Annotated in this window: 13 protein-coding genes and 1 pseudogene; 5 read left to right on the forward strand and 9 right to left on the reverse strand. The window is 63.5% G+C overall.

From position 1 onward, the window contains the following. The first annotated feature begins 166 nt into the window (after positions 1-166). From VFV96_18075 to VFV96_18090, 4 genes are all read left to right on the forward strand, one after another. Positions 167-3,376: a Calx-beta domain-containing protein gene (locus VFV96_18075; GenBank protein ID HEU5072315.1), complete on the forward strand. Its 3,210-nt coding sequence runs from the start codon at positions 167-169 to the stop codon at positions 3,374-3,376. Between the two features lie 51 nt (positions 3,377-3,427). Further along, positions 3,428-4,282 (forward strand): prepilin-type N-terminal cleavage/methylation domain-containing protein, encoded by an 855-nt coding sequence (locus VFV96_18080; GenBank protein ID HEU5072316.1) that lies wholly within the window; start codon positions 3,428-3,430, stop codon positions 4,280-4,282. An 88-nt stretch (positions 4,283-4,370) separates the two neighbouring features. Then, positions 4,371-6,659, forward strand: a complete 2,289-nt coding sequence (locus VFV96_18085) for a GH25 family lysozyme (protein HEU5072317.1) — start codon at positions 4,371-4,373, stop codon at positions 6,657-6,659. Next, the gene (locus VFV96_18090; GenBank protein ID HEU5072318.1) at positions 6,656-7,720 is read left to right on the forward strand and encodes a C39 family peptidase; all 1,065 of its coding nucleotides are present in this window, start codon (positions 6,656-6,658) and stop codon (positions 7,718-7,720) included. The genes VFV96_18085 and VFV96_18090 overlap by 4 nt, the downstream gene beginning before the upstream one ends. 34 nt (positions 7,721-7,754) lie before the next feature. Here the strand turns inward: VFV96_18090 and VFV96_18095 are convergent, their stop codons facing one another. The 6 genes and pseudogenes from VFV96_18095 to VFV96_18120 form a co-directional block, all read right to left on the reverse strand. Next, a complete protein-coding gene (locus VFV96_18095; GenBank protein HEU5072319.1) occupies positions 7,755-9,563 on the reverse strand; it encodes an FAD-dependent oxidoreductase in 1,809 nt (602 codons plus the stop codon). A 17-nt stretch (positions 9,564-9,580) separates the two neighbouring features. Then, a pseudogene (locus VFV96_18100) lies at positions 9,581-10,474 on the reverse strand (FAD-dependent oxidoreductase). A gap of 38 nt (positions 10,475-10,512) precedes the next feature. Continuing rightward, positions 10,513-12,231, reverse strand: coding sequence for an FAD-dependent oxidoreductase (locus VFV96_18105; protein ID HEU5072320.1), 1,719 nt, complete (start codon positions 12,229-12,231; stop codon positions 10,513-10,515). Positions 12,232-12,355: 124 nt separating this feature from the next. Continuing rightward, positions 12,356-13,219: a sugar phosphate isomerase/epimerase gene (locus VFV96_18110; protein HEU5072321.1), complete on the reverse strand. Its 864-nt coding sequence runs from the start codon at positions 13,217-13,219 to the stop codon at positions 12,356-12,358. 32 nt (positions 13,220-13,251) lie between these two features. Beyond that, the gene (locus VFV96_18115; GenBank protein HEU5072322.1) at positions 13,252-14,574 is read right to left on the reverse strand and encodes a Gfo/Idh/MocA family oxidoreductase; all 1,323 of its coding nucleotides are present in this window, start codon (positions 14,572-14,574) and stop codon (positions 13,252-13,254) included. A gap of 95 nt (positions 14,575-14,669) precedes the next feature. Further along, positions 14,670-15,464: a prepilin-type cleavage/methylation domain-containing protein gene (locus VFV96_18120; protein HEU5072323.1), complete on the reverse strand. Its 795-nt coding sequence runs from the start codon at positions 15,462-15,464 to the stop codon at positions 14,670-14,672. A 283-nt stretch (positions 15,465-15,747) separates the two neighbouring features. Between VFV96_18120 and VFV96_18125 the strand changes: the two genes are divergently transcribed. Beyond that, positions 15,748-16,788 (forward strand): family 20 glycosylhydrolase, encoded by a 1,041-nt coding sequence (locus VFV96_18125; GenBank protein HEU5072324.1) that lies wholly within the window; start codon positions 15,748-15,750, stop codon positions 16,786-16,788. An 18-nt stretch (positions 16,789-16,806) separates the two neighbouring features. On the opposite strand, the gene VFV96_18130 is transcribed toward VFV96_18125, so the two are convergent. Genes VFV96_18130 through VFV96_18140 form a run of 3 tightly spaced genes read right to left on the reverse strand, consistent with a single transcriptional unit; the run spans position 16,807 to position 22,958 of the window. Further along, positions 16,807-17,532, reverse strand: a complete 726-nt coding sequence (locus tag VFV96_18130; protein HEU5072325.1) for a prepilin-type N-terminal cleavage/methylation domain-containing protein — start codon at positions 17,530-17,532, stop codon at positions 16,807-16,809. Positions 17,533-17,559: 27 nt separating this feature from the next. Continuing rightward, complete coding sequence (locus tag VFV96_18135; GenBank protein HEU5072326.1) at positions 17,560-20,514, reverse strand: family 10 glycosylhydrolase; 2,955 nt, start codon at positions 20,512-20,514, stop codon at positions 17,560-17,562. Between the two features lie 17 nt (positions 20,515-20,531). After that, positions 20,532-22,958 (reverse strand): hypothetical protein, encoded by a 2,427-nt coding sequence (locus VFV96_18140; GenBank protein HEU5072327.1) that lies wholly within the window; start codon positions 22,956-22,958, stop codon positions 20,532-20,534. Positions 22,959-23,261 lie beyond the last annotated feature (303 nt).

Below are 23,261 nucleotides of genomic sequence, written 5' to 3' on the forward strand. Positions count from 1 at the left end.
CGCGACCCACGGTGCCGGAACCCGGAGGCATCTCCGGCACGGCCCGCGCGACGATTGCCCCGTTATCCCCGTTTCCCGGCTTCGCCTCTCCCCACCTCGCCTGCCTGGACGTTGAGCCTTTCCAAACAACGCAAACCCGGAATCCAAACAACGAACCCAGAACGCCATGAACAACCCGACTATCCAACGAAAACCCGTCTGTCCGGTCTTGCTGCCGCTGGCCGCGGCGGCACTGCTGCTGCCCGCCGCGCTGCAGGCCACACCGTATGCCTCCCAGCTCGCCAATGATGCCGGCACGGTTTCGTTCCGGCTGAATGAATCGGCCGATTCCGTGCTGGTGGTTTACACGAATTTGAGCGCCACCTTGGTGACCAACGACCTGGGAGCACTTCCTGCTGGACCGGTGACGAACGCCTTGGGTGTGCCGGGAACGTTTTCGGTGGTCGTGTCCAAGCAAGCCGGGGCCGGATATGCGTCCGGAACGGCGCTGCAAATCAGCAGCGACGCCAACAACACCATGCGGTTCAACAGCCCGCGCGGCGTGGCTGTAAATCAAAATCCGGCCAGCCCCTACTTTGGGCGCATTTACGTGGCCAATTCCGCGGCCGGATCCGCGGGCACCCGCACCTCAGTGGGCGATGGCATTTATGTGATCAACCCCGATTTTACCGATGCAGTCGGGCAGGGCAACGATCCGCGCACCGGCGGCATCACCACGTTCGACAGTGCCGACGGCACCGACAGCACACTGTCCCCGTGGCGGCTGGAAGTCGGCCAGGACGACCAGCTTTACATCGCGGATTACAGCTCCACGAACGGGACCATCTACGTGACCGATCCTGACGTGACCACCGGCACGAACATCCTCGCCGGCCTGGGTGCACCGGGTTCCGCCACCGCCTCCCCCAACCACGGTCGCATTGGCAGTTCAGTCATTGCCACCGGATCGCTGGGAACCGGCGATTTGACGCTCTACGCCATCGACACCGACACCACCACGACCAGTGACAACAGTCCCAATCACATCATGCGCTGGAACATTGGCTCGGGACCAGTGCCCGTGGACTTGACAGTGACGAATGTGGACAACCGCACCCTTTTGATTGACTCCGGCATCACGATGGACCTGGCCAAGGGACCGGACGGAAAATTCTACACATTGCAAAATCGCAGTGACGGATTCGAAGGCGGCATCTTTGTGGTGGATCCCTCTGTGGACGGCGGCCTGTTTGATCCGACTCCCGACGGCCTGTGGGACGAAGTCTATGATTCGCACGCCGACAGCGTCGGGGTTTACGGTCAAACGGTTGACATTCTTCGTCAATCGCGGGCGGTGGCCATCTCTCCGGACGGCCGATACATGGCTGTCGTGCGCGACTCGAGCGACACTTGGATTATTCCCCTGGTGGATGGCATCCCCAATCTGGCGGAACGCAAACTGGTCCCCACTGGCTCGGTGAATCTGGGGCGTGACGTTGCTTTTGATGCCGCAGGCAACCTCTACGTCGCCACGAGCGGCCACGCAGCGGTGCGCGTATTCTCGCCCGGCTACAAAACGATCGCCATCACGGGTTCTGCCGGCACATTCATCTACACCAACATTATCCCGGATACCACGGTGACCATCACGGGCAACATCACCAATGCCGCTGAACCGAACGTGAACGGCGAAATCGCATTCACCCGCACGGGCGGTGACACCACCCAGCCGTTGACCGTCAACTTCACCATCTCCGGCACCGCCAAACTGGGGGTGGATTACAGCACCAACAATCTCGCGACCTCGACCAACGCCAGCATCACCTTCCCGGCCAATGTTTCCTACCTGACCGTCCCCATCGTGGTGATCGACGACAACATCGGCGAGCCGACCGAAACCGCCATCTTTACCCTCGTTGGCACCACCAACTACATTGTCGGCGACAGCTCCAGCACCACGGTGTTCATCGACGACGATGGCGACCTCCCCAGTGTGAGCGTGGCCAGCGTGGGTCTGGGGTCAAACGAATTGCTGCCGGGCCGGCCGGCCAAGTTCAAGGTTTCCATCCCCGTGGCCAACGGCGTGGACATCTCCGTGAACATCGGGCTGAGCGGCACGGCCGTGAGCGGCGTGGATTACACCAATCCCGCCACCTTCTCCGTTCTGTTGCCGGCGGGCGCGACCACCACCAACTTCACGGTGACGCCCATCGACAATTCCACCATTGCGCCCGACAAGCTGATCATCGCCAGCGTGCTTGCCGGTTCCGGCTACACCAATGGCGGCGGCAGCATCAGCGCGACCAACACCCTGCGCAACGACGACCTGCCCTCCACTGGCGCTCCGTTGTTCTCGGACGACTTTGACACCGACACGTCGGGCAGCTGGACAGTGAAGACCTCCAACGGCGACAGCGACGCGGCCTTTGCCTTCGACTACAGCACGCTGGGCGTGCCCGCCGCCCCCCACAGCACAGGCACCACCAAGGGGCTGCGTTTGCGCGCCCACCTGGGCGCAGTGTCCTCGGCATCGGGCGTCGGGGCATCGCCCACCGGCCTGAACCTCCCCGGTGATTACCGGCTGCGTTTCGACCTGTGGATGAATTACAACGGCCCGATGCCCGGCGGTGGTTCCGGCAGCAGCGAATACTTCACGACAGGCCTTGGCGTGGACCCGAACCGGACCAATGTGGTTCTGGCCGCTTCCACCACGCTGCCGGGATCCACGGTCTTCTTCTCCGTGGACGGCGACGGCGGATTTGCCGAGGGAACCGGCGACTTCATCGCCCACACCAACGGCGTTCGCATCGCCGCCAGCGGCACGAACATTTATCCGGCTGGCGCGCGTGACAACTTCAATGCCTACTACGCTGAGTTCGGTGAACTCCCGGCCCCCGCGGAACAGCTCGCGCTGTATTCCAGCCAGACCGGGCTGGGCCAGATTGGTTCACTCTCGTTCTCCTGGCATGATGTGGTGATGACGAAGCAGGGCACGAATTATACGTGGACGGTCGATGGCTTGCGGATCGCCAACCTGGGCTATGTGAACGCAACGATTGGCAACAACTTCTCGCTCGGCTACCAGGACGTCAACACGAGCCTGGCCAATCCGTTGGACATGAACTTCGCCCTCGTGGACAACCTGCGCGTGGAACCGCTGGCCGCCCCGGCTCCGGTCATCACCGCAGTGTCGCTCATCGATGGCGGCGCCAATGTGCAAATTGACTTCACGGGCAGCACCTCCGACGTTGACACGGCGTTCGGGGTGCAGAGCGGCGCCGTGGTCACCGGCGTGACCAATGACGTCGCCGCCACCATCACCACCGTCAATCCGGGCCAGTTCCGGGCGGTGCTGCCGACCTCCGGTCCCATCCAGTTCTATCGCATCAAACGTTAATCAAACAGCGCGGCCCGGCCCCACAAAAGGGGCCGGGCCGCCGACCCCAATATGACTGTTCCAACCCTGTTCCGCCGTCGCGCCGCTCCCGCAAGAGGCTTCACTCTGATCGAGCTGCTGGTCGTCATCGCCATCATCGCCATTCTGGCCGCCATGCTCCTGCCGGCCTTGAGCAAGGCCAAAGTCAAAGCCGAGGGCATACGTTGTGTTTCCAATCTCAAGCAAATGCAATTGGGTTGGTTGCTTTACGCCGACGACAATAGTGAAAAAATGGTCGGCAATGCCCCTTCAGGGCTGCCAGCGGGCTTGGCAACGACTTATCCTTGGGTTAATACCGCCACGCTTGGGTGGGCAGGGGAAACCGCCAACACGAACTACGACATATTGAAGGTCGGTTTGTTATCGCCTTACATCAATGCAGGAGTTGCAATCTACCATTGTCCGAGCGACAAGGTTCCGTCCGACAACGGCCTTCGAGTGCGTAGTGTATCCATGAATGGACAAATGGGTATCTATTCGACTGGCGCACCATTTTTTTATTCTCCCCCGAATTATGGTTCGGGATATTTGACCTTTAAAAAGGTGACCGATTTGGGCAACGGATTTCCTGCGTCCGATGCGTTTGTATTCGCGGATGAGCATATCTACACAATCAATGACGCCTACATGCAAGTGTTCGGCCCGAGCAGCGGAAGTGTTTATGATTTCCCGGCCGACTATCACGGCGGAAGCGGTTGTTTTTCCTTTGCTGATGGACACGCGGAATTGCACAAGTGGAAAACGCCAGACTTCAATTTGCCCGTGGTGAAAGGATCTCGCGGTTCAGCAACCGGCACGGCCGTATCTGGCGGGGCCAACAATGTGGACCTGGTCTGGCTGTTATCACACGCTTCCATAAAGAAGTAGGTGAGCAGGCTTGGTTTTTGGAGTCACGACGCAAACCTCCGTTTTGAGGGTCAAAGGATCATTTTTATCGGGTGCGCTGATCATTTCTTTGGGTGTATCTTCCACCTTCGCCCAGCGCCCCCTGGGCATCGACGTTTCCAGCTATCAGGGTTCCAGCATTGACTGGGTGAGCGTCAAAACGTCGGGGGTTTCCTTTGCGTGGTGCAAGGCCACCGAGGGCGTCACCTTCGTTGACTCCACGTTCACCATCAACATGGCGAACGCCCGGGCCGCCGGGGTGCTGATTGGCGCGTATCATTTCGCCCGGCCGGATTTGCATCTCGGCCCGGCCGGCGCCGCGCAGGAGGCCACGAATTGCTGGAACGTCGTCAGCAACTACCTCAAGGGCGGCAACGCCTACCTCATGCCGGTGCTGGACATCGAGCAAAACCTGTCCGGCGCCACGCCCGCCTACACGAAGGCCACCCTGTCGCAGTGGGTGAACGCCTGGTGTTCGAACATCCTTCAGCGCGCAGCGGCGAACGGGGTGACGGTGACGCCGGTGGTTTACACCTACGTCTCCTACGCCTCCACCTGGCTGGATGGTTCCGTAACGCAGTGGCCGTTGTGGATGGCGCAATACCCGGCCAGCCCGAATCCGCAGACCGGCGCGCCGAGCAGCATCGCCCCGTGGAGTTCGTGGCGCGCGTGGCAATACAGTTCCACCGGCACCGTTCCGGGCGTGCCCGGCAATTGCGATCTGGATGTGTTCAACGGCACGATGGGAAGCCTCGCCGCGCTGGTCATCGGCGGCATCGCCCCGCCCGCCATCACGTCCGAACCGTCGGATCGTTTTGCCGATCCGGGCGGCACGCTCGCCTTGAGCGTCACGGCCGAAGGTGTCGCGCCGCTCCACTACCAGTGGCGCGCCCACGGCACGAACCTGCCCGGCGCGACGAATCGCGTGCTGACGCTCACCCCTCTGCAGCCGGCCGATGCCGGCCTGTATGCGGTCGTCGTCACCAACGCCGGCGGCAGCGTCACCAGCCGCCTCGCGCAGGTGACCATCAATCCGCCCTACGCGCCGGTGTTTGCCGATGATTTCGACGTGAACTCGGCGGCCAACTGGCGGCTGAACCGCGCTTCGACGGACAATCGCGCCACGTTCGCCTACAATTACGCGCCGCTCGGCATCCCTGCCGCCCCGCACGCCACCAACGGCAGCACGAAGGGCCTGCGCCTGGAGGCCAACCTCACGGCGGGCAACCCGGACGCACTGAGCCTCTCGCCCGTTGGACAGGCCTTTCCGCCGGTGTGCCGGCTGCGCTTCGATGTGTGGCTGAACGTCAACGGCCCGTTGCCGAACGGCGGCGCCGGCTCCACGCAGGCCATCACCGCGGGCGTGGGCACTTCGGGCGACCACGTCCAGTGGAATGCCGCCGCGTCCGGCGCCGACGGCGTGTGGTTCGCCGTGGATGGCGAAGGCGGCGTGGCCGACACCTCGACCGGCGTGGGAGATTTTCTGGCCGGCACCGGCACCAACACGCTGGGAGTGGCGAGCGGCGTTTATGCCGCCGGCACCGGCAGCACCGCCCGCGGCAATTTTGACGCGTATTACGGAAATGTCTTCCCCGGCGGCCAAACCGCGCCCGGCTGGCAGCAGACGAATTACCCGCAGCAAAGCGGCGCGCTCAGCGTGGGGACGATCGGATTTGCCTGGCGCGAGCTGATTGTCAGTCGCCATGGCGCAACGGTGGACTGGTTCATCGACGGCCTGCGGATGGCCAGCGTGACCAACGCGGCCCTGACGGCCAGCAACGTCTTCGTTGGTTACTGGGACCCGTTTGCCTCGCTCTCGGACAACACGAACCTCAGCTTTGGCCTGGTGGACAATCTGCGCGTCGAAGTGCCCGCGGTGGCGCCGCAATTCGTCACCCAGCCCGCGAACCAATGGGCGCAACCCGGCAGCAGCGCCACCTTCATCGCCAGCGCCACAGGTTTGCCGGCTCCCGCCTACCAATGGCGGCTGAACGGCACCAATCTCGCCGGCGCCACCGCCGCCACGCTGGTCGTGACCCATCTGACGGCTGCAAGCATCGGCAATTACTCGGTCGTCGTCAGCAACCTGGCGGGCGGGCAGGCGAGCACCAACGCTGCGCTCGCGCTCCAGGCCAGCACCCCGCCGCAACTGGAAGTGGCCGAAGCACCCGCGACCGACACGTTGCCGCTCCTCGCCGCCGCGGAAGTGGGTGTCACTTACACGTTGGAAACCTCCACCAATCTGATCACGTGGGAGACCGTGACCAACGTCGTGGCGACGGGCCCGACGCTTTCGTTCACGCCGCCGTTCGCCCCAAGCGATGCACAACGATTTTACCGCCTCCGTTCCGGACCATGAAACATCGCCTGATTACCCTGCTCGGCTTGTGCCCGCTTTTGCTGGGCGCGGCCGAATCGCCGCGCCAGTTTGTCGGCTGGACGCACTTTGAAGCCTTCGAACGCGGCACCAACGCCGCCGGAGAAGTGACGTGGCTGTCTCCCCGCACGACCTGCCGGCCCGCGGATGAATTCGTCAGTTCGTGGAACGCCAGTCTCCCCAGCAACGGCTGGCTGAACGTCGAGCTGCGGGCATTTCACAATGACACGCCCACCAGGTTTTACGCCCTTGGCCATTGGTCGTTGAATCCGGCACAGCACCCGCGCGAAAGCATCCCCGGCCAGCAGGACGCGGACGGCGACGTGGACACGGACACGCTGCAGCTCCGGGCACCGGCGAACGCCTTCCAGTTCCGGCTCACCTTCGGCGCAACCACCAACGTAGCGCCGTTGAAACTGCTGGCGGTGTCGCTTATCAACACCCGGCTGACGGTCAAGCCGCGGGCGTCGTTGCGTTCCGTATGGGGCCAATACCTCACGGTCCCCGAACGGTCGCAGCATGATTACGCCGAAGGCGGCGGCTGGTGCAGTCCCACCACGGTCACGATGTTGCTGGGGTTCTGGGCGGCGAAACTGCACCGGTCCGACCTGTTGTTCACCGTGCCGGACGTGGCCCACGCCATTTACGACGCCACGTGGAAGGGCACGGGCAACTGGTCGTTCAACATGGCGTTCGCCGGCGAACCCGCCGGCCTGCGCGCCTGCGTGACGCGGTTCGACGACGTGCGTGAGCTGGAGGAATGGATCGCCCACGGCTACCCCGTCGGCGTTTCCATCTGCTACGACCGCCTGCGCGATGTCGGCCCCGGCCCGAACGGACATCTCATGGTGGTGGCGGGCTTCACGAAGACTGGCGACGTGGTGTTCAACGACCCGGCGGGGCGGAAGGATGTTCGCCGGGTGTTTTCACGCGAACGATTCCTCTACGCGTGGAACTATTCCAAGAACACGGTGTATCTCGTCTATCCGGAAGGCGCGGTCCTGCCGCCCGATCGATTCGGCCACTGGAGCTTGAACCCGTGACCGCGCCGCGCGAAAAGCCGACGAACACCAACCGTCATTCCCGTTGCGCCACGCCGCGCAGAAAACCGCGCGCGGAGGTTGTTGCCGGCCCCAGGCGCGCCGTGATCCACTGCACCGTGCCGGCCTCGTTCGTTCCCAGCGGTTCGATGTAGTTCGTGCCGCTGAACCACTGCTGCAAATCTGGCGACCATTCGAGTTGGAAGCTGACATCCGTTGCCGTCTTGGCACGCGGGCAGGTGACCTGCAAGGAGCTGTTGGTGAGAGTGAGACGCAGCGGGTTGGAGCCGGCCGCCTTGGGCGAGGAACCCAGCGCGTATTCCAACAGATTGGGCAGGCCATCGTGGTCCGGATCGGCGTCGTCGCCACCGACGGCGGGATCGCTGGTTTCACCGGCGGTAAAATTGGCAAAACGCCAGGCGTCCACCGGCCGGTCATGAATCACTACGGTGGCATTCGACAGCGAGGTGAGCGTGGAGCCCGCCGCCGGCACGAGTGAGAGCGCAACGGTTTCATCCCCTTCCACCAGCGTGTCCACCAGCGGCGTGATGAAAAGATTGGTGGCCCCGGCCCCGGCCGCCAGCGTGACACTCCCCGGCAGCGGCAGATAATCCAGGCCCGCCGCGGCCGAACCGCCGACGGCATAATTCACGGTAAGCGCGGCGCTCGTGTCGCCGCTGCGCACGATGGCCAAACGACCCGGATCATCGCCGAATTCGCCGGCGTTCGAGTCGCTGGCCATGAGGTCCACTGCCGGCAGGGCATTCGTGGGCGCCGCCGCGCCCAGCCCGAGGAAGCGAATGCCGTCCGCAATGCAATAGCTGCCCGCGGCGGTGTTGTCGTTGCGGATGATCACCTTCCCGCTCGTGCCGGCGTTGAAGTTGGTGGTGAGCAGCTTAAACCAGCCGCCGCTGGAAACGCGCTGGTTGACCAGAATGCGGTTCGTGCCGGCGGCATGGATGATGTCGTAGGGCGTGTTCGTGGCGCGGTTGGAGGCTTCGACCCACCAGGCATAAACCTCATAAACTCCGTTCGTCGGCAACGTCGGCGTGTAGCTGATCCACTTCGTGCCCTTGCCCGCCGCGCCGTCGTGCCAGTAGTCGCCGTTCCAACCGCCGGCGTTCGCGCCCGCCGTCCAACCGCCGGAATTCACCGTGCCGGGACCGCCCTGGTCCAGGATGATGCCATTCGTGGACGAGGCCGCGCTGCTCCAGGTCAACAACTGCCCGTCGGCCCGCAATTGCGCGGCAAGGCGGGCGTAGTCGAGCTGCTGCACCGGCACATGATCGTCAATCGCCAGCGCCGCCGCCACGCCTGCGGCATGGCTGGTCATCATGAACACCGGTTCCATGCGGCACGAGGCAAAGGCCACGTGGCTGGCGGAGAGCGCAAACGTGCAGAACACGTTCTGGCACTCGTTGCTGCGCGGGACGATGGCGCGGTAGCTGATGGGATAAGGAAACGGCGGCGTGCCGCCGATGCTGCCTTCCCAGCGGGAGAAGCCACTGGCCGCCACACGTTGCACGCCGTGCGAATCAATGTTGTAACGCGCCAGACAGATGCCGTCAGGCGCCGTGAGGCGCGCCTCGCAGTTGGACTGGGTCATCACGTAGTCGCCGAACATGCGGCGCGCCTCGCGCACGTAAATCTGCCAGGGCCAGCCGCCGTTGTCCGTGAATTCATCCGCCGCCAGGCCCCACGACTGCATCTCCGCGTTGAGATTGAAGGGGATGTTGGTGCTCGTGGCGAAGAAGTAGAGCAATCCGCGCACGTAATTCTCGTGCGCGGCCCGCAACGTCTCCCGGCCCGCGTAGGTGTTTGTGGCCCACGTGTAATTGTAGCCCACGTAGTCGGGGAGATTTCGCCGTTTGCATTGACGTCGGTTTTGCCGTTGGGAATAAGGGTCTGGAGGTCGAGCAACTGGTTGAGCGACACCGCGCCATCCGCCGCGACGCGCGCCGCCACGTAGCGCCGGACGAGCTCGTAATCCGCCTCGGCGTAGCCCGGCGGCGGCGCGATTGGAATTTTGTTCGTGGGATTTTGCGTCAGGCACAGGCGGTAATTGTAAGCCTGCAACCGGCGATCGCCCTGGCCGAAGCCCGCCGCGACGTTTGTGTTCACGAGCGGCAGGAGTCCGCTCGCCGGATTGCCCGGCACCACATACGGGTCGTAATTGTAAGTGCCGCCCGGCGGGCGCACGCCGGCCAGTGATTCGTTATACACGTTGGTGCCCTCGCGGCCCCAGGTGAACGTCACCCCCGCCGCCGCCATCAGGTCGCCTTCGTAGGTCGTATCAATGAATTCCTGCGCGCGAAAAATGGTCCCGTCGGCCATCGTGATCTGCGTGAGCCGGTTGCTCGTGAGCGTCGCCCCGGCCAGCGATTCGTCCCAGTAAACCGGAACCCCCGCCTCGCCGAGCATCTGGTTGAAGACGTTCTCCGCGACATGCGGTTCGAACCAGATGACGAGATTGGTCGAGCCGTAGGCCGCGCCGACGCGCTGATAAAACTCCCGCGCAATCCCGCCGAGGTAACGTGTGTCATTGCCCGGGCCAATGTCCGTCACCCCCAGCCCGCTGGCGCTCATGCCGCCGACGTGATGGTTGAGCGACACGAGCACGACGGATTTTCCGAGGCGCGCCGCCGCCACAGCCGCGGCCACCCCGCCGGACGTGCCGCCGTAAACGCAGACGTCACTTTCCACCACCGGCGCTGCCGCCGCCGCGACGGCCCACGCTGCGCCCAGCACCAGCGACATCAGGAACCGCAGCCGGTTCCTGCGCTGGACAAGGCGGTTCAAATCGCCCCCGCCTCGGCCGGCCACTCCAGCCGCACGCCGTCCTCGCGCAGCAACTTTTGAAAGTCACCGCGCAAGGCGGCCTGGCGCCAGACTTCGCGGGGCATCTTCCGGCGCGCAACGCAGAAGGCTGCCAACGCGCCGGCCGCTTCGCCAACATTCCATTCGATGGGATGCAGCCGGAAACAGCCATTGGTCAGGTGCGTGACGCCGAGATTTTTGCAGGCGGGCAGCAGGTTTTCGACCCGGCGCGGCAGCAGGCTGCCCAGCGGAATCTGGAACGGCAACGTGCTGCCGAAATGGCCATGGTCACCGGTCGTCGTGATGTGCAGGTCCATCCAGTAACTGCCGATGCCGACGGAATCAGGAAACGGGGTGGCGTGCACTTCCGTTTTGCTCAGGCCTGTTTCCTTCATGCGCGCCTCGGTGGTGACGTGCTGTTCGAGCACGGTGAACTCGGCCTTGATGCGCCGGCCTTCGCGGATGTAGGGATACTTGGCCAGGCCGTCCTCGGTGCCCACGATGTCGGGGCGCAGACGCAGGCCCTTCCAGCCCGTGCCGCCGTCCGGGCGCGGCGCCTCGGTTTGCAGCCAGTAGATGAGCGACCGGCTGAGCTGCCTGGCCGCAGCCAGTTGTTGCGCCGCCGCTTCCGGGCTGACATCCGTGATCAAGCCAAACGCGTAGTCATTCTGCGGCCAGTTCACGATGGTCATGTCGCCGCGATAAAAACCGGGCTTGAACAAATCGCGGTCGGCAATGCGGCGATAGGTCCAGAAGCCCTTGCGTTGTTCGGGATCAAAGCCGAATTTGCGCGTGTCCGCCGCCTCGAAACTGACGAGATGATACGGCGTGCCGTCCTTGTCCTTCAGCGTGAAGTCCCGCCAGTGCGCGTAATCCGCCGGCCGGTCAATCGTGTGATCCTCGCCCGCCACGTAATCGAGCACAAAACAATACGTGAACCCCTGAAGATTGTCGGGCTCAGCCTTCGCCTTGGCGTGCGGCTCGCCGGTTTCCGCCTGCGCCTCGGCGCCGAGCGCATACTCCGTCCCGGTCAGGGGCAGCAAATCGCCCTGCTCCGTGGCGTCGGCAAAATACGGCGCGCGCAACACCCGTTCCTGCCCGGACACCGCGCTGACCACGCGAATCGCCCGCACGTAATCGCCGTCCACTTCGGCGGCCACGGCACGGTGGCGGAGGAGGATTTGCACCTGGCCGTTGCCCAGATACGGCGCGAGCATTTCGTAAAGGACGGCCAGCCCGACGCGGGGTTCGCAGCCAATGCGCGACACCCAGCAGTTGCCGGGATTCAGAAATTTTTCCGCCCGGGCCTTGTCCGTCAGCGGGTAATTGCGGCGATAGTATTCACGCATGCCGGTGCGCAGTGCCTGATAACTGCGCGTGCCGCCGAACGTTTCAATCCACTTGTTCTCGTCCGGCGGAACCACCTGCTGCGTGAGCTGGCCGCCAATCCAATCGGTTTCCTCGGTCATGATGACCCGCAGGCCGTTGCGCGCGGCCGCCAGGGCCGCGGCGCAACCGCCAAAGCCGCCGCCGATGATGACCAGGTCCGCCGCCATTTCCGCAACGCGACGCGCCGGGCGGGCAACGCGCGGCGGGGCGGTCTCCTCCGCGCGCAGCACCGGTGCGACGACCAGCGCCACGGGTGCCGCGAGCCCGAGGGTTTTGAGAAAGTCGCGCCGGACAAGTTTGTTTGCCATAGCTTTTGTTCGGTCTGGTTCGCTTGGGAATGTCTGCCCACGAAGGGCGGCCGGGGGCCGGGCATTAGGCCGCGCCAGGCGAATGGAGCCAGGGCATCCGGCGGAGCCTCAGAACATCACGGATTCAGGCCTTGCCCATGGTGCGCAAGGCGTCGAGCGTGCGACGCACCGTGTCGAGCGGCGCGCGGCTGCTTTCATGTTCGACGACATACCATTGCGTGCCGCCCTTGGTTTCGCACCAGGCGAAAACGGCGGGCCAGTTGATTTTGTCCTCGCCGATGATGGCTTCGGGTCCGCCCCCGTTGGGCTTGAGGTGGATGGACAGGCAGCGACCGGGGTAACGGTGCAGGACGGCGACGGGATCCGCCCCGCCGTCGCAGCAGTTGCTGGTGTCGAGCTGCATCACCACGTCGCGGTTCGTGTTGCCGAAGAAAATGTCCCACGCGGGCTCGCCTTCGACCGGCTTGAAGTCATTCGCGTGCGCGTGATAGCCGATGTGCATGCCGAGCGGCTTGAGCCGGGCCGCGAGTTCGTTGAACTGCCGCACGTGGGCGAGCCATTCCTGCCGCGTCCGGCCGCTCATGTTCGGCACGATGAGGAACCGGTTGCCGAGGATCTGGTTGAACTCGATGGTGGCCTCGAGTTTGTCCGGTAGAATCGTGTCATAAGGCGTGTGCGTGCCGCACGCCACGAGCCCGTGGTCGTCGAGCATCTTGCGGATTTCCGGCGCCGAATAATTCCAGTAGCCTGCGAACTCCACGCCCCGGTAACCCATCTGCCCCGCCGCGGCGAGGGTGCCGGGAAAGTCCGCCTTGCAGGCCTCGCGCACGGAGTAAAGCTGCAAGCCCACGGGGATTTTTGCGGACCGCCGCGCCGGGGCTGCGCAACCGGCCAGCCCCGCGCCCAGCGCGAGGCCGGCGGTGCCCGCGGCCGTGCGGGCGATAAATTCACGGCGGTTCAAATGCGACGGCAAGTTGTCTTCGTTCATGGCGTGTCAGGGGACGAGGTTAATTGGAATGTTCAGGCGTGCCGCAGGTAGGGCAACTGCCACGGTTTGCGATACTGCACGCTGACCAGGTGTTCGGCCGCGTGATCACCCACCACTTTTTCCGCGGTGGCATCCCACACGACCTTGTGGCCGGTGCGATACGCGATGTTGCCCAGATGCGCCAGCGTGGAAACGCGATGGCCGAGCTCGAGATTCAACACGGGTTGCTGGCGGGACTTCACGCAATCGAGAAAATTCCGCACGTGCAGCGGATGCGGGTCGCCGCTGCCGGGATGTTTGGCCGACTCAAGCTTCTCGCTCTTGCGCTCGGCAATCAGCTCCCAGCCCTGGTCATTCAGGATGATGGTGCCTTCCTTGCCCACCCACTCGATGCCCCAGGAACGCCCGTTCAGGCCGTTGTTCAAACCGGCGCGATGCTCCCACACCATCTGGCAGGTCGGGAATTCATAGACGGTGACCTGCGAATCCGGCGTTTCCGAATCATCGTCGAACACAAATTTGCCGCCGGCGGAAAACACCCCCTTGGGCGCGTCATCGTTCATGCCCATCTGCATCATGTTGATGAGGTGCACGCCCCAGTCGGTCATGAGGCCGCCCGCGTAATCCCAGAACCAGCGGAAGTTGAAGTGAAACCGGTTCGGATTGAAGGGGCGTTTGGGCGCCGGACCGAGCCAGAAGTCGTAATCCACGCCGGCGGGCGGCGGACAGTCCGGCTTGTGCCCGATGGACGGCAGCCAGTCGAGGTAGGCCCAGCCGCGCACGAGGCTGACGTTGCCGAGCTGGCCCGAACGCGCCATGGCGGCCGCCTCGATGATGTGCTTGCAACTGCGCCACTGCGAACCCATCTGCACGATGCGATTGTGGCGCCGGGAGGCTTCGAGCATCGCGCGGCCCTCGGCAATGGTCTTGGCGAGGGGCTTTTCCACATAGACATCCTTGCCGGCCTGGCACGCCAGCACCATGGGCAGCGCGTGCCAGTGATCCGGCGTGGCGACGAGCACGGCGTCCACGTCCTTGCGGTCCAGCACCCGCCGGAAATCCTTCACCGTTTCGGGCGCCTTGCGGTTGGCCTTGGCGCACAACTCACGGCCCTTGGCCAGTCGCTCGTCATCCAGGTCGCAAATCACCACGCACTCGACCTCGGAGTTCGAGAGGAAGTCCCGCAAATCCACCTGCCCCATGCCACCGCAGCCGATGACGCCGAGGTGGATTTTCTCGCTCGCGGCGGGTTCATCCGCGCGGGCGGAACGAATGAAAGGAAACGTGGCGCCCGTGGCAGCCACGGTGGCCAGGGCGGTTTGGCCGAGGAATCTTCTGCGGGTGATTTCAGACATATAGTTTTCTCTCCACTGGTTGACTGCACCAAAACCAACTTCTGTGAGGCCGGGAATTTGCCTCGCGTTTGTGAACCCCCGCGCCAGACGGCGGGTTAGTTTGTCGGGGGCGCGAGGGTCATCAGGTAAGCGTAGTCCTTGTCCTGTGCCGCGCCGCCGGAAGGGGCATTGAAGGCCGGGCCGGTGGAGCCGCCGCCGTTATCGGCGATCTGATTGGCGGCCGGAAGCCAGCGAGACTGCCACCGGTGCGCCTCGGCGTGCCCGTCGGCAAATCCGATCGTGCCGCTGTTATTGTGCCGGTTGCTCGGCACGTTCCAGTAGATTGTCGAGTCCTGCACAAACACCCCGATCACGTTGTTGTCGATGCTGTTGGCCGCCTCCTCAAAGAACATGGCCGCGCGGACGGGCGTGGGGTTGAGCATGGCGGAGAATTTCTTGTAGCTGGCCTTTGCGTAGGGATTACTGTAGTCGCCTGAGTCGGCCCAGTTCATTCCGGTGGAAATGGAATAACTGCGGTAACGGGGCACCTTCGTAAAGGCACCAATCAAAGTTTTATCTCCCGGGCATCGATAAATGGCCGTCGATTTGTTGTATTGGAACAGGACGCCGTTCTGGGCCGCCAGGTCCGTTGTATCCATGCGCGCATTGCCCGAATACCCGGCCCCGGCGCTGACCCACGCTTTGGGACCGCAGGCAGCGTTGCCCTGCGACTCGTTGTTCACGACCTGATCTTCGTTGTCTCCGGCATACATCACCGCGCACAACATCAACTGCTTCATATTGCTGACACAGTTGATCGTGTAAGCCTTTTCTTTGGCCTTTGACAGCGCCGGCAACAACATCGCCGCCAGGATGGCAATGATGGCGATGACGACGAGAAGTTCGATCAACGTAAAAGCTTTTCGGGGGCGTTCAGGGTTCGGAATGTGCATGGGTCGGGGGAGACAGTGTCCGGGAATGCGGGACCTGATCGCAATAGATTGACGCGGGGTTCTCATGGTTGCGTTCGGTCTGGGTTGTTTGATTTACGGACGCATCATTCCACACGCCACTTCTGCTTAAAGGGAAAAGTTGTAGCTTTTATTTCGATTTTGTAACAGTCCATCTGAGGTCGTTTCTCATGGACGCCCGGTAAATGCAGAAGGCATCCTGAAGTTCGTTGCAAAATTCACCATGCGGCTCCTTTTCCATCAACCCTTTGGACGCGCCACCCTCTGCGGGCTGGCCGCGCTGGTCGTGCTCCTGCCCGGACTGACCGCCGGCGCCCCCGCAGGCACGCCGTGGCGCGGCGTCCACTTCTGGCTGGACAGCAATGCGCACGCGCAGGAGCTGTTGCACGCCTTGCCAGCGCTGGCGACGAACGGCGTGAACCGCCTGGTGCTGGAGGTCAATTACAGCTACGAATTCAAGGCCCATCCCGAGCTGCGCCAGCCCCACTACATCCGGCAGGCGACCGCCCGGCAGCTCAGCCAGGCCGCGGCCACACTCGGCATCGAGCTCATCCCGGAGTTGAACTGCCTGGGGCACCAGTCCTTCGGCCGCCGGGTGGAGCCGCTGCTGCGCGTGCATCCGGAATTCAACGAAACTCCCGGGCTCACGCCCACCAATCACGGTGTTTACTGCCTGAGCTGGTGCCCGCGCGCTCCGGGACTCGACGCCATTGTGTTTTCGCTGCTGGATGATCTGGCGGACGGCTTTCAAGCCCGGGCCCTGCACGTGGGCCTGGATGAAGTTTATCTGATCGGCGCCGCCGAATGCCCGCGTTGCCGCGGCCGGGATCCGGCCCGGCTTTTTGCGGACCAGGTGCAACGGCTCCACGACCACCTCGTCCGCGACCGCAAGCTGACCATGCTCATGTGGGCGGATCGCGTCATTGGCCCGAAGTATCAAGGCTGGTCGGAGTATGACCGCGCGGAGAATGATCTGAGCCCGGCGATTGATTGGATTCCGAAGGACATCATCCAATGTGACTGGCATTACGCCCAGCGGGCAACGTATCCCTCAATTCCGTTCCTGGCCGGCAAGGGATTCCGGGTCTGGCCGGCCGGCCTTCAGCCCGTGGCAGCCGCCCAGGCGCTGAGCGGCTACGCGCGGAGCCTCAATGAACCGCAGGTGCTCGGTTATCTCGCCACGACGTGGAATGAAACGAGCATCACCAACGCCGCCAACTGGCCGCCCATTCGCGAGGTCTTGCCGGCGTGGCGGACGCAATGAAACCGGACCGCGCCGGCCTCACAAATCGTTCCGTTTGCGAATCCCGGCGGCATGGCCATCGAGGTAAAGCCGGTTCCAATAGGAATCGCCATGAACGGGCTTGGCCGGCAGCCCATAGCTCGGCAGATAGGCCACCGTCTGGTCCAGATCCATTGACATCCACGCATCGGAGGGCCGGGGAATGGCGCTCAATTTCGACGGCGCCACGGCCTGCGCAATCGGCGCCGCGCTCGAATTCCAGCGGCCAAACGGATACAGCAGGACATCCGTCGGCGAGTTGGTGATGGCCTGGTTGATGGCGTAGCTGAAAATGTTCGTGCCGCGGGTGGCCTGGGCGAAGGAGGCGCATATCGCGACTTCGCCGGTGCTGTATTGACCCGAGTTCGGCGCCGGCTGCGGAATGGACAGATACGGCGCCAGATACCCCACGAGTTCGACCGGGCCCTTCTCGATGGAACCGCCAATGTTCCGGTCGGTGACGTAAAATCGCTTGCTGATGACCAGTCCGCACGGGCCGGGCAGACGGTCATCGTGGTCGCCCAGATACATCTGCGTGGCGAGGCCGATTTGCTTCAGGTTGTTGATGCACTTGATGCGGTAGGCCTTCTCCTTGGCCGCCGCCAGCGCGGGCAGCAGCAGGGCGGCCAGGATGGCGATGATGGCAATGACGACCAGCAGTTCAATCAGCGTGAACGCCAGCCGGCGCGCACGAATGTTGGCCGAAAGAGGCAGCAGGGCTTTCATGACAGGTTTGGTTGAAATTAACATGGGTCATTGACGGACGCGATAGAAGCCCCGGCCGCTGTTCGTCGCTGCCGCGTCGATGAATTCCAGCGCGCCGTTCGTGTTGAATAAATTCGTGCGCTCCTCCCAGAACGGCAGGCTCGGGGCGAAATCCAGCCACACCAACCGCCCCGCCTCGCCCACGATGGCCAGCTGCATCCGGCCGTCCGGCAGGCGGGTGATGGCCCGGATTTGCGGCGGGGCGGGCGGCAGAATCCGCAGCGCCAGCAGGCCGTTGTTGGAATCAAGCGCATAGACGCAATCGCCGTTGAAATCCACGGCGCCGGTGGCATTCGCGTTAGCGTTGTCGGTGGCGAACGGTTGCGTGGCCAGCAGCACCGGCACGTTGTTGGACAATTCGTAAAGTTGAAAGGTGTCCGGCGTGTCGACGGCCACCCCACCGACCAGTCCGGCCGCCGGCTCGACGCCAATGGCCGTCACGGTGCCGGCCACCGCCGGGCTGCCGGTCGTTTGCACGACGGTTCCCGTGCCGGCCGCGAGGTCAAAGGCGATTTGACGCAGGGGCTGGCCGCTGGCCTTGCCCCAAAAGGTATCGCCTGCGCCAAAGGCGATGCCCAGACCGAACATGCCGTTGGTGCCACCGCTGACGGTCAGCGGATGCGGGACAAACGTGGTTCCGTCCGCTGTCGTGAACAACCCGGCGTTGGTGCCGTTGCGCGAGCCGATCAGAATCTGGGTGTTGGTTCCCGCCCCGCGCACCGCGAACGTGTCGCCCCAGCGTTCGACCAAAGCCGGCACCGGGTTTCCCGAAAACGCCACCGTGGGCGCCGTCCCGGGCGCGTCATCCGCCCAACGGTAAAGGCGAAACGCCGTGGTCGAGCCGTCCAGCGTCAGGTTCCCGACATACACGGCGCCGTCATCCGCCGCCCCGATCATGTTCACCGCAAACGTGCCGCCCGCGATGAGTCCAACACCGTTGTCGAGCACGTGCAGATCCACACCGTTGGCGGCGTCCAAAACGTGCACGGTGTTTGACCCCGTCCGGCTCACGAGCAACAGCCGGCCGCTGACCGGATTGCCGGCGAGGCCGCGCTGGCTGCTGTCGGTCGAGCTCAAATAAGGTCGCGCCCCAGGCGCCACCGTCCACAACGGCAGCAGGCGGGCCGCAGGCGGCGGCACGAGCACCACCAAGGTGGCCACCTGGCTGGTCACCGCGCCGAATGGATTGGAGACGGCCACGGAGTAATCACCCGCGTCCTCCCCGCTCACCGCCGCCAGGCTGAAGCTGCTGTTCGTGGCGCCGGGCAGGGTGTTGTCCGCCTTGCGCCACTGGTAACTGAGCGGCGCCGGACCGGAAGCGGACACGCTGAACGTGGCGGGCGTGCCGGCGTAATTCGTCCGGCTCTCGGGCTGACCGACAATCGCCGGCAAATTTTGCAATGTCAGTTCCAGGTCGCGAGTAGCCACGACGCCGGCGGTGACCGTAACCTGATTGGAAGCCGGGGCATAACCGGAAAACGCCGCCTGCACCGTGTAAGTTCCCGGCGGCAAATCCACGAAGCCATAAAAGCCCGTGGCGTCGTTCGTCTGCACGCGTGTCACCGGTCCGGTCACGGTAACCACCGCGCCGTCGAGGCCGTTGGTCAGATTGTCGTTGTAAATGGTGCCTTTCAGATGACCGGTCGTGGGCGCGGTTTTCCACGGCATGACCGGGATCGTCGCGGTTTGCGCGTAGAGCGGCGGGGTCACCGGATCGTAGGCTGACGGATTGACAAGCGCGTCGAGAAAGGCGGCGCGCGCGACGCCGTCCTTGTTGGTGACGCGATACGAATAGCCCGCGCTGCCGCTGGCCGAATGGCCCGCCGACGAGGCGGTCCGCGTGAAGCGCAGTTGCGCAATCGCATCAACCGCGGCGTTCAGGTAGAGGCCCGGGCCGATCAACGCCTGGCGGTTGTATTGGTTGTCCTTGGTGAAGTTGTTCCAGTTCGTCCATGCCTGCGTGTAGGCGCCGGCCTGGTCGAAATACGTCATCGGGACGTTGAGATCCAAAATTCCCTCCTCCAGCCAGCCACGCCAATCCTGCAACACGGTGTTCCACGCGGCGGATGAGGCATACCACGTGGCGACGCTGGTGGGGCCCGGCGACCACGTGATCGTGTCGGCGGAAATCTTCAGTCCGGGCTTCAACGCGATGGCGTTCAAATAGATTTTGCGCAGCAGGCCGGTGACCTGGTCGCGGCGAAACTGCTGCCACACCGGATCGGCGGGCGCCGGTTGCCCGGTGCGGCCAAAGCGCTGGTTGAAACGCGCCACGGTGACGGGATTGTAGCCTTCGTCCAGGCTGGAATAGCGGATGTAATCGAAGTTCAACCCGTCCACGTCGTAGTTGCTGACGATGTCCATGCAGACGTTGAACGTGTGACGCTGCACTTCTGGATGTCCCGGATCGAACGTGTATTCGTTTCCAATCAGCGTGTTGCCATTTACATCGCGCAACAGCCAGTCGGGATGCAGATTCAACGGATGCGTCGGATCGGCCGGCAGGTTCGTGCCCTGCCAGATGTGGTAGGTGACGATCCACGCATGCACTTCGAGACGCTGGCCGAAATTCGGGTTGTGACACTTGGCAATCAAATCCGCCAGCGGGTCAAAACTGGCGGGCGTCACACTCGCATTCTTGGGTTCAAAGTGACTGTTGTAAAACGCGTCGCCCCGCCGGCGCACCTGCGCGAACACCGTGTTCAGATGGCCCCGGCGAAAGTCGTTGGTCAGCGTGTTGACCTCGGTCGCCGAGCGAAATCCAGCGCCCCAGGCATCGACCCACAACGCCCGGTATTCGTTCGTTTGCGCACGCAGACCCGGCGCAGCAAAATGCACCGCGAGACCGAGCGCGGCCGCGAACAGCCTTGCTCCACCAGCCCGGACGGCGCCCGAAGCGCTGCGGCCTGGCGGCCGCAGCGCTTCGGGTTGCACTTGGTTCATCCGCCGACGCACACCGTTTACCGGCGGAGGCGGAAGAAGATCTGGCTGGCGCCGGAGTTCGTATAAGGACTCGTGGCGCCCAGCACGTCATTGTAGGGACCGGTAACGGCCGTCGCAGATTGCAGCACGCCCGGACCGTTCCACGACACCACGCCGCCCTGCACCGTGGAATCAATGAACAGCCGCGGGCCATACGACAGCGCAATCAGACCGTTGTTGGAGTCGAGCGCGAAGATGCGGCCGCGGGCCGTATCCACGGCGACCGCGCCGGTGCCATTGGCATTCGCGTTGTTGGAGCCGAAGACCTCGCGGTCCACCTGCACCGCCACCGGTTCGCCGGCGCTCACGTCCCACAGCGAAAGGTTCTGCGGCGTTTCGCCATAACCCACGGTGACCACCAGCCCGTTGGCGCTGTCCACGCCGAGCGGCGCCTGGGTGGTGGGCAGGTTGGTGTAAGTCGCCACGACCTGCGCCGTCCAGGTGTTCGTGTCAAACGCCACCTGACGCAGGTTGAAGCCGGACGATTTCGCCCAGAAGGTGTTGCCGGCGCCAAAGGCCAGGCCCAGGCCCGCAAAGCCGTTGGCCTGCGCGTCGGGAGGCAGGTTTTCCACCGCGATGACGTTGGGCGAGAAGTAATAGCCATCCGCGGTTGTGAACAACACCAGATTGGTGCCCGTGCGGACCGAACAAAGGATTTCCGTGTCCACGCCCGCACCGCGCACGGCCATCGTGTCGCCCAGCCGGCCGATACCGGGGTTCCCCAAGTAAGCCTGGGTCACGAAGGAGAGCGGATCGGCATTCTGCCACCGATAGATGGTGAAGGAATCCGAGGTGCCGTTCAGCAGCAGGTTGCCGACATACACGGCGCCGTCGTCTGCCACGCCGCACATGTTGATCGGCAGAATTCCGGGCGGCGGCGGATTGGGCGGATACAGGAAGCTGACGTCCAGCACGCCGACATCGGCGCCGGTATCCGCGTCCAGCAGGTAAACGGCGTTTGAGGGTGAACGGCTCACCACCACCACCACGTTGGAAACCGCGTCGTAGGCAATGCCCCGCTGCGTGTCACCGGTGGTCAGGTAATCCCGGCTCCCGGGCGCGAGCGTCCAGAGATTTGACGCCACATTCGAGTAATTGCCCGGCAGGATGTTCAATGCGGCCACGCCGCTGGTGGCGGAACCGTAGGCGTTGGTGACGATGACGAAGTAGTTGCCGGCGTTACTGGTCTGCAAGGCCGGAATCGCGTAGCTGTTGGTCGTGGCCCCGCCGATGACGTTGGTGGTGCCGTTGTCGAAATACCACTGGTAGGACAACGGATCGGTGCCGCTGGCCACGACGCTCAGATTGACCGGATAACCGGCCACGTAAGTTCCCCCCCCGGAGGCGCTGCCCACGGTAGGCGGCGTATTCGTGACAATGCCGGTGAGTTGAAAGACCGACAGGCCGTTGTTGGGTTCGCCGAACACCCAGCGATCATTGTTCATGTCCACCAGTCCAAGGGCGTTGCCATTCGCGGAATACGGCGTGGGCAGCGGCTGATCGAGCACCACAAGGGCGGAATTGGCCGGCAGCAGCTGCAGGATTTTGGCGCGATGCGTCAGGTTGTTGGTGGCGGAACTGGTTGACGTGGTCACGGTCGCAATCAGTTTGAGGCCGTTGGTTTCGTAATACTTCAGGCCGTTGTTTGCCGACTGGTCCATGTCAAACGCGCGGGCGATGCTTGACGTCTGCGCCACAGGATCATAAGCCACCCGATAAACGCTCTTGCCGTTTGCGGCCTTGACGTAGAGCGCGTCATTGGTCGCTTCAAAAGTCACTCCGCCGCCCACAACGTTCGCGTTGGTCACATAAATGGACGTCGGCGTGAAATTGGTGGCCATGGCATCGGTGGCCTTGAACAGGACGAAATTAGTGGTGATGGCCGTGCCGGAGCCGTTGCCCACCAGCACAATCTCGGTGCCGGCGCCGCTGCCGCGCAAATCCATGTAGTCGCCCAGCCGGGCCGGGAACGACGTGCCGGCACCGCTGTCATACACCACCAACGGCGGTGTGCTGAAATCTGTGTCCGACTCCCAACGGTAGATCAACAAACGCGAGGCTGCTGAGCCCGACAGGTTGCAGGCGTAAACATGCCCGTCATCCGAGACCCGCGTGCCGATCAAGGCCAGGGTGCCGCCCGAAACGGTTGGCGCCGCGCCCGAGCCCAGCTTGTTGTAACCGTTGGCGCCATCAAGCGTGGAGACGTGATTCGAACCGCCCGCGCGGCTGGCGTAAACGACATTGGCCGTCACGGGACTGATGGCGACGCCGCGCACCGAGTCGCCGGACGCCGGCAGATCGGGATAGGAATTATTTGTAATGCTCCAGACGCTCGTGAATTCCGGTGTCTGTGCGCGTGCCGCGATGGTCACTAGAGCGAGCGCCAATACGGTTAGACCGCTCATGATCGCTGGCGCCCGGCGGCACCAACACCGGCGAATATTGAGGGTGATATGTGTCTTCATGGTCGGATTGATCCTGAGTTGATTGGTTCTGTGGATTGGGGTTTGTGATGGTCCAAGTTTTTAATTCGGGGTCAGCTTCCAATGTAATGGGCGGCTTCCGGTGTCGAAGCACAAAATTGTATCACTTCTTGCAGATACGTAACAGCGCAACACCGGCGACAGCGAAAGCCGGCGCGCCAACAAATGGAGAATTTGCATCGTGCCGGAACCCGCGCCGCAACCACGTCCGGCGCGCCAAGATCG

Source organism: Verrucomicrobiia bacterium, from assembly GCA_035765895.1.
Lineage (GTDB): Bacteria > Verrucomicrobiota > Verrucomicrobiia > Limisphaerales > DSYF01 > DSYF01.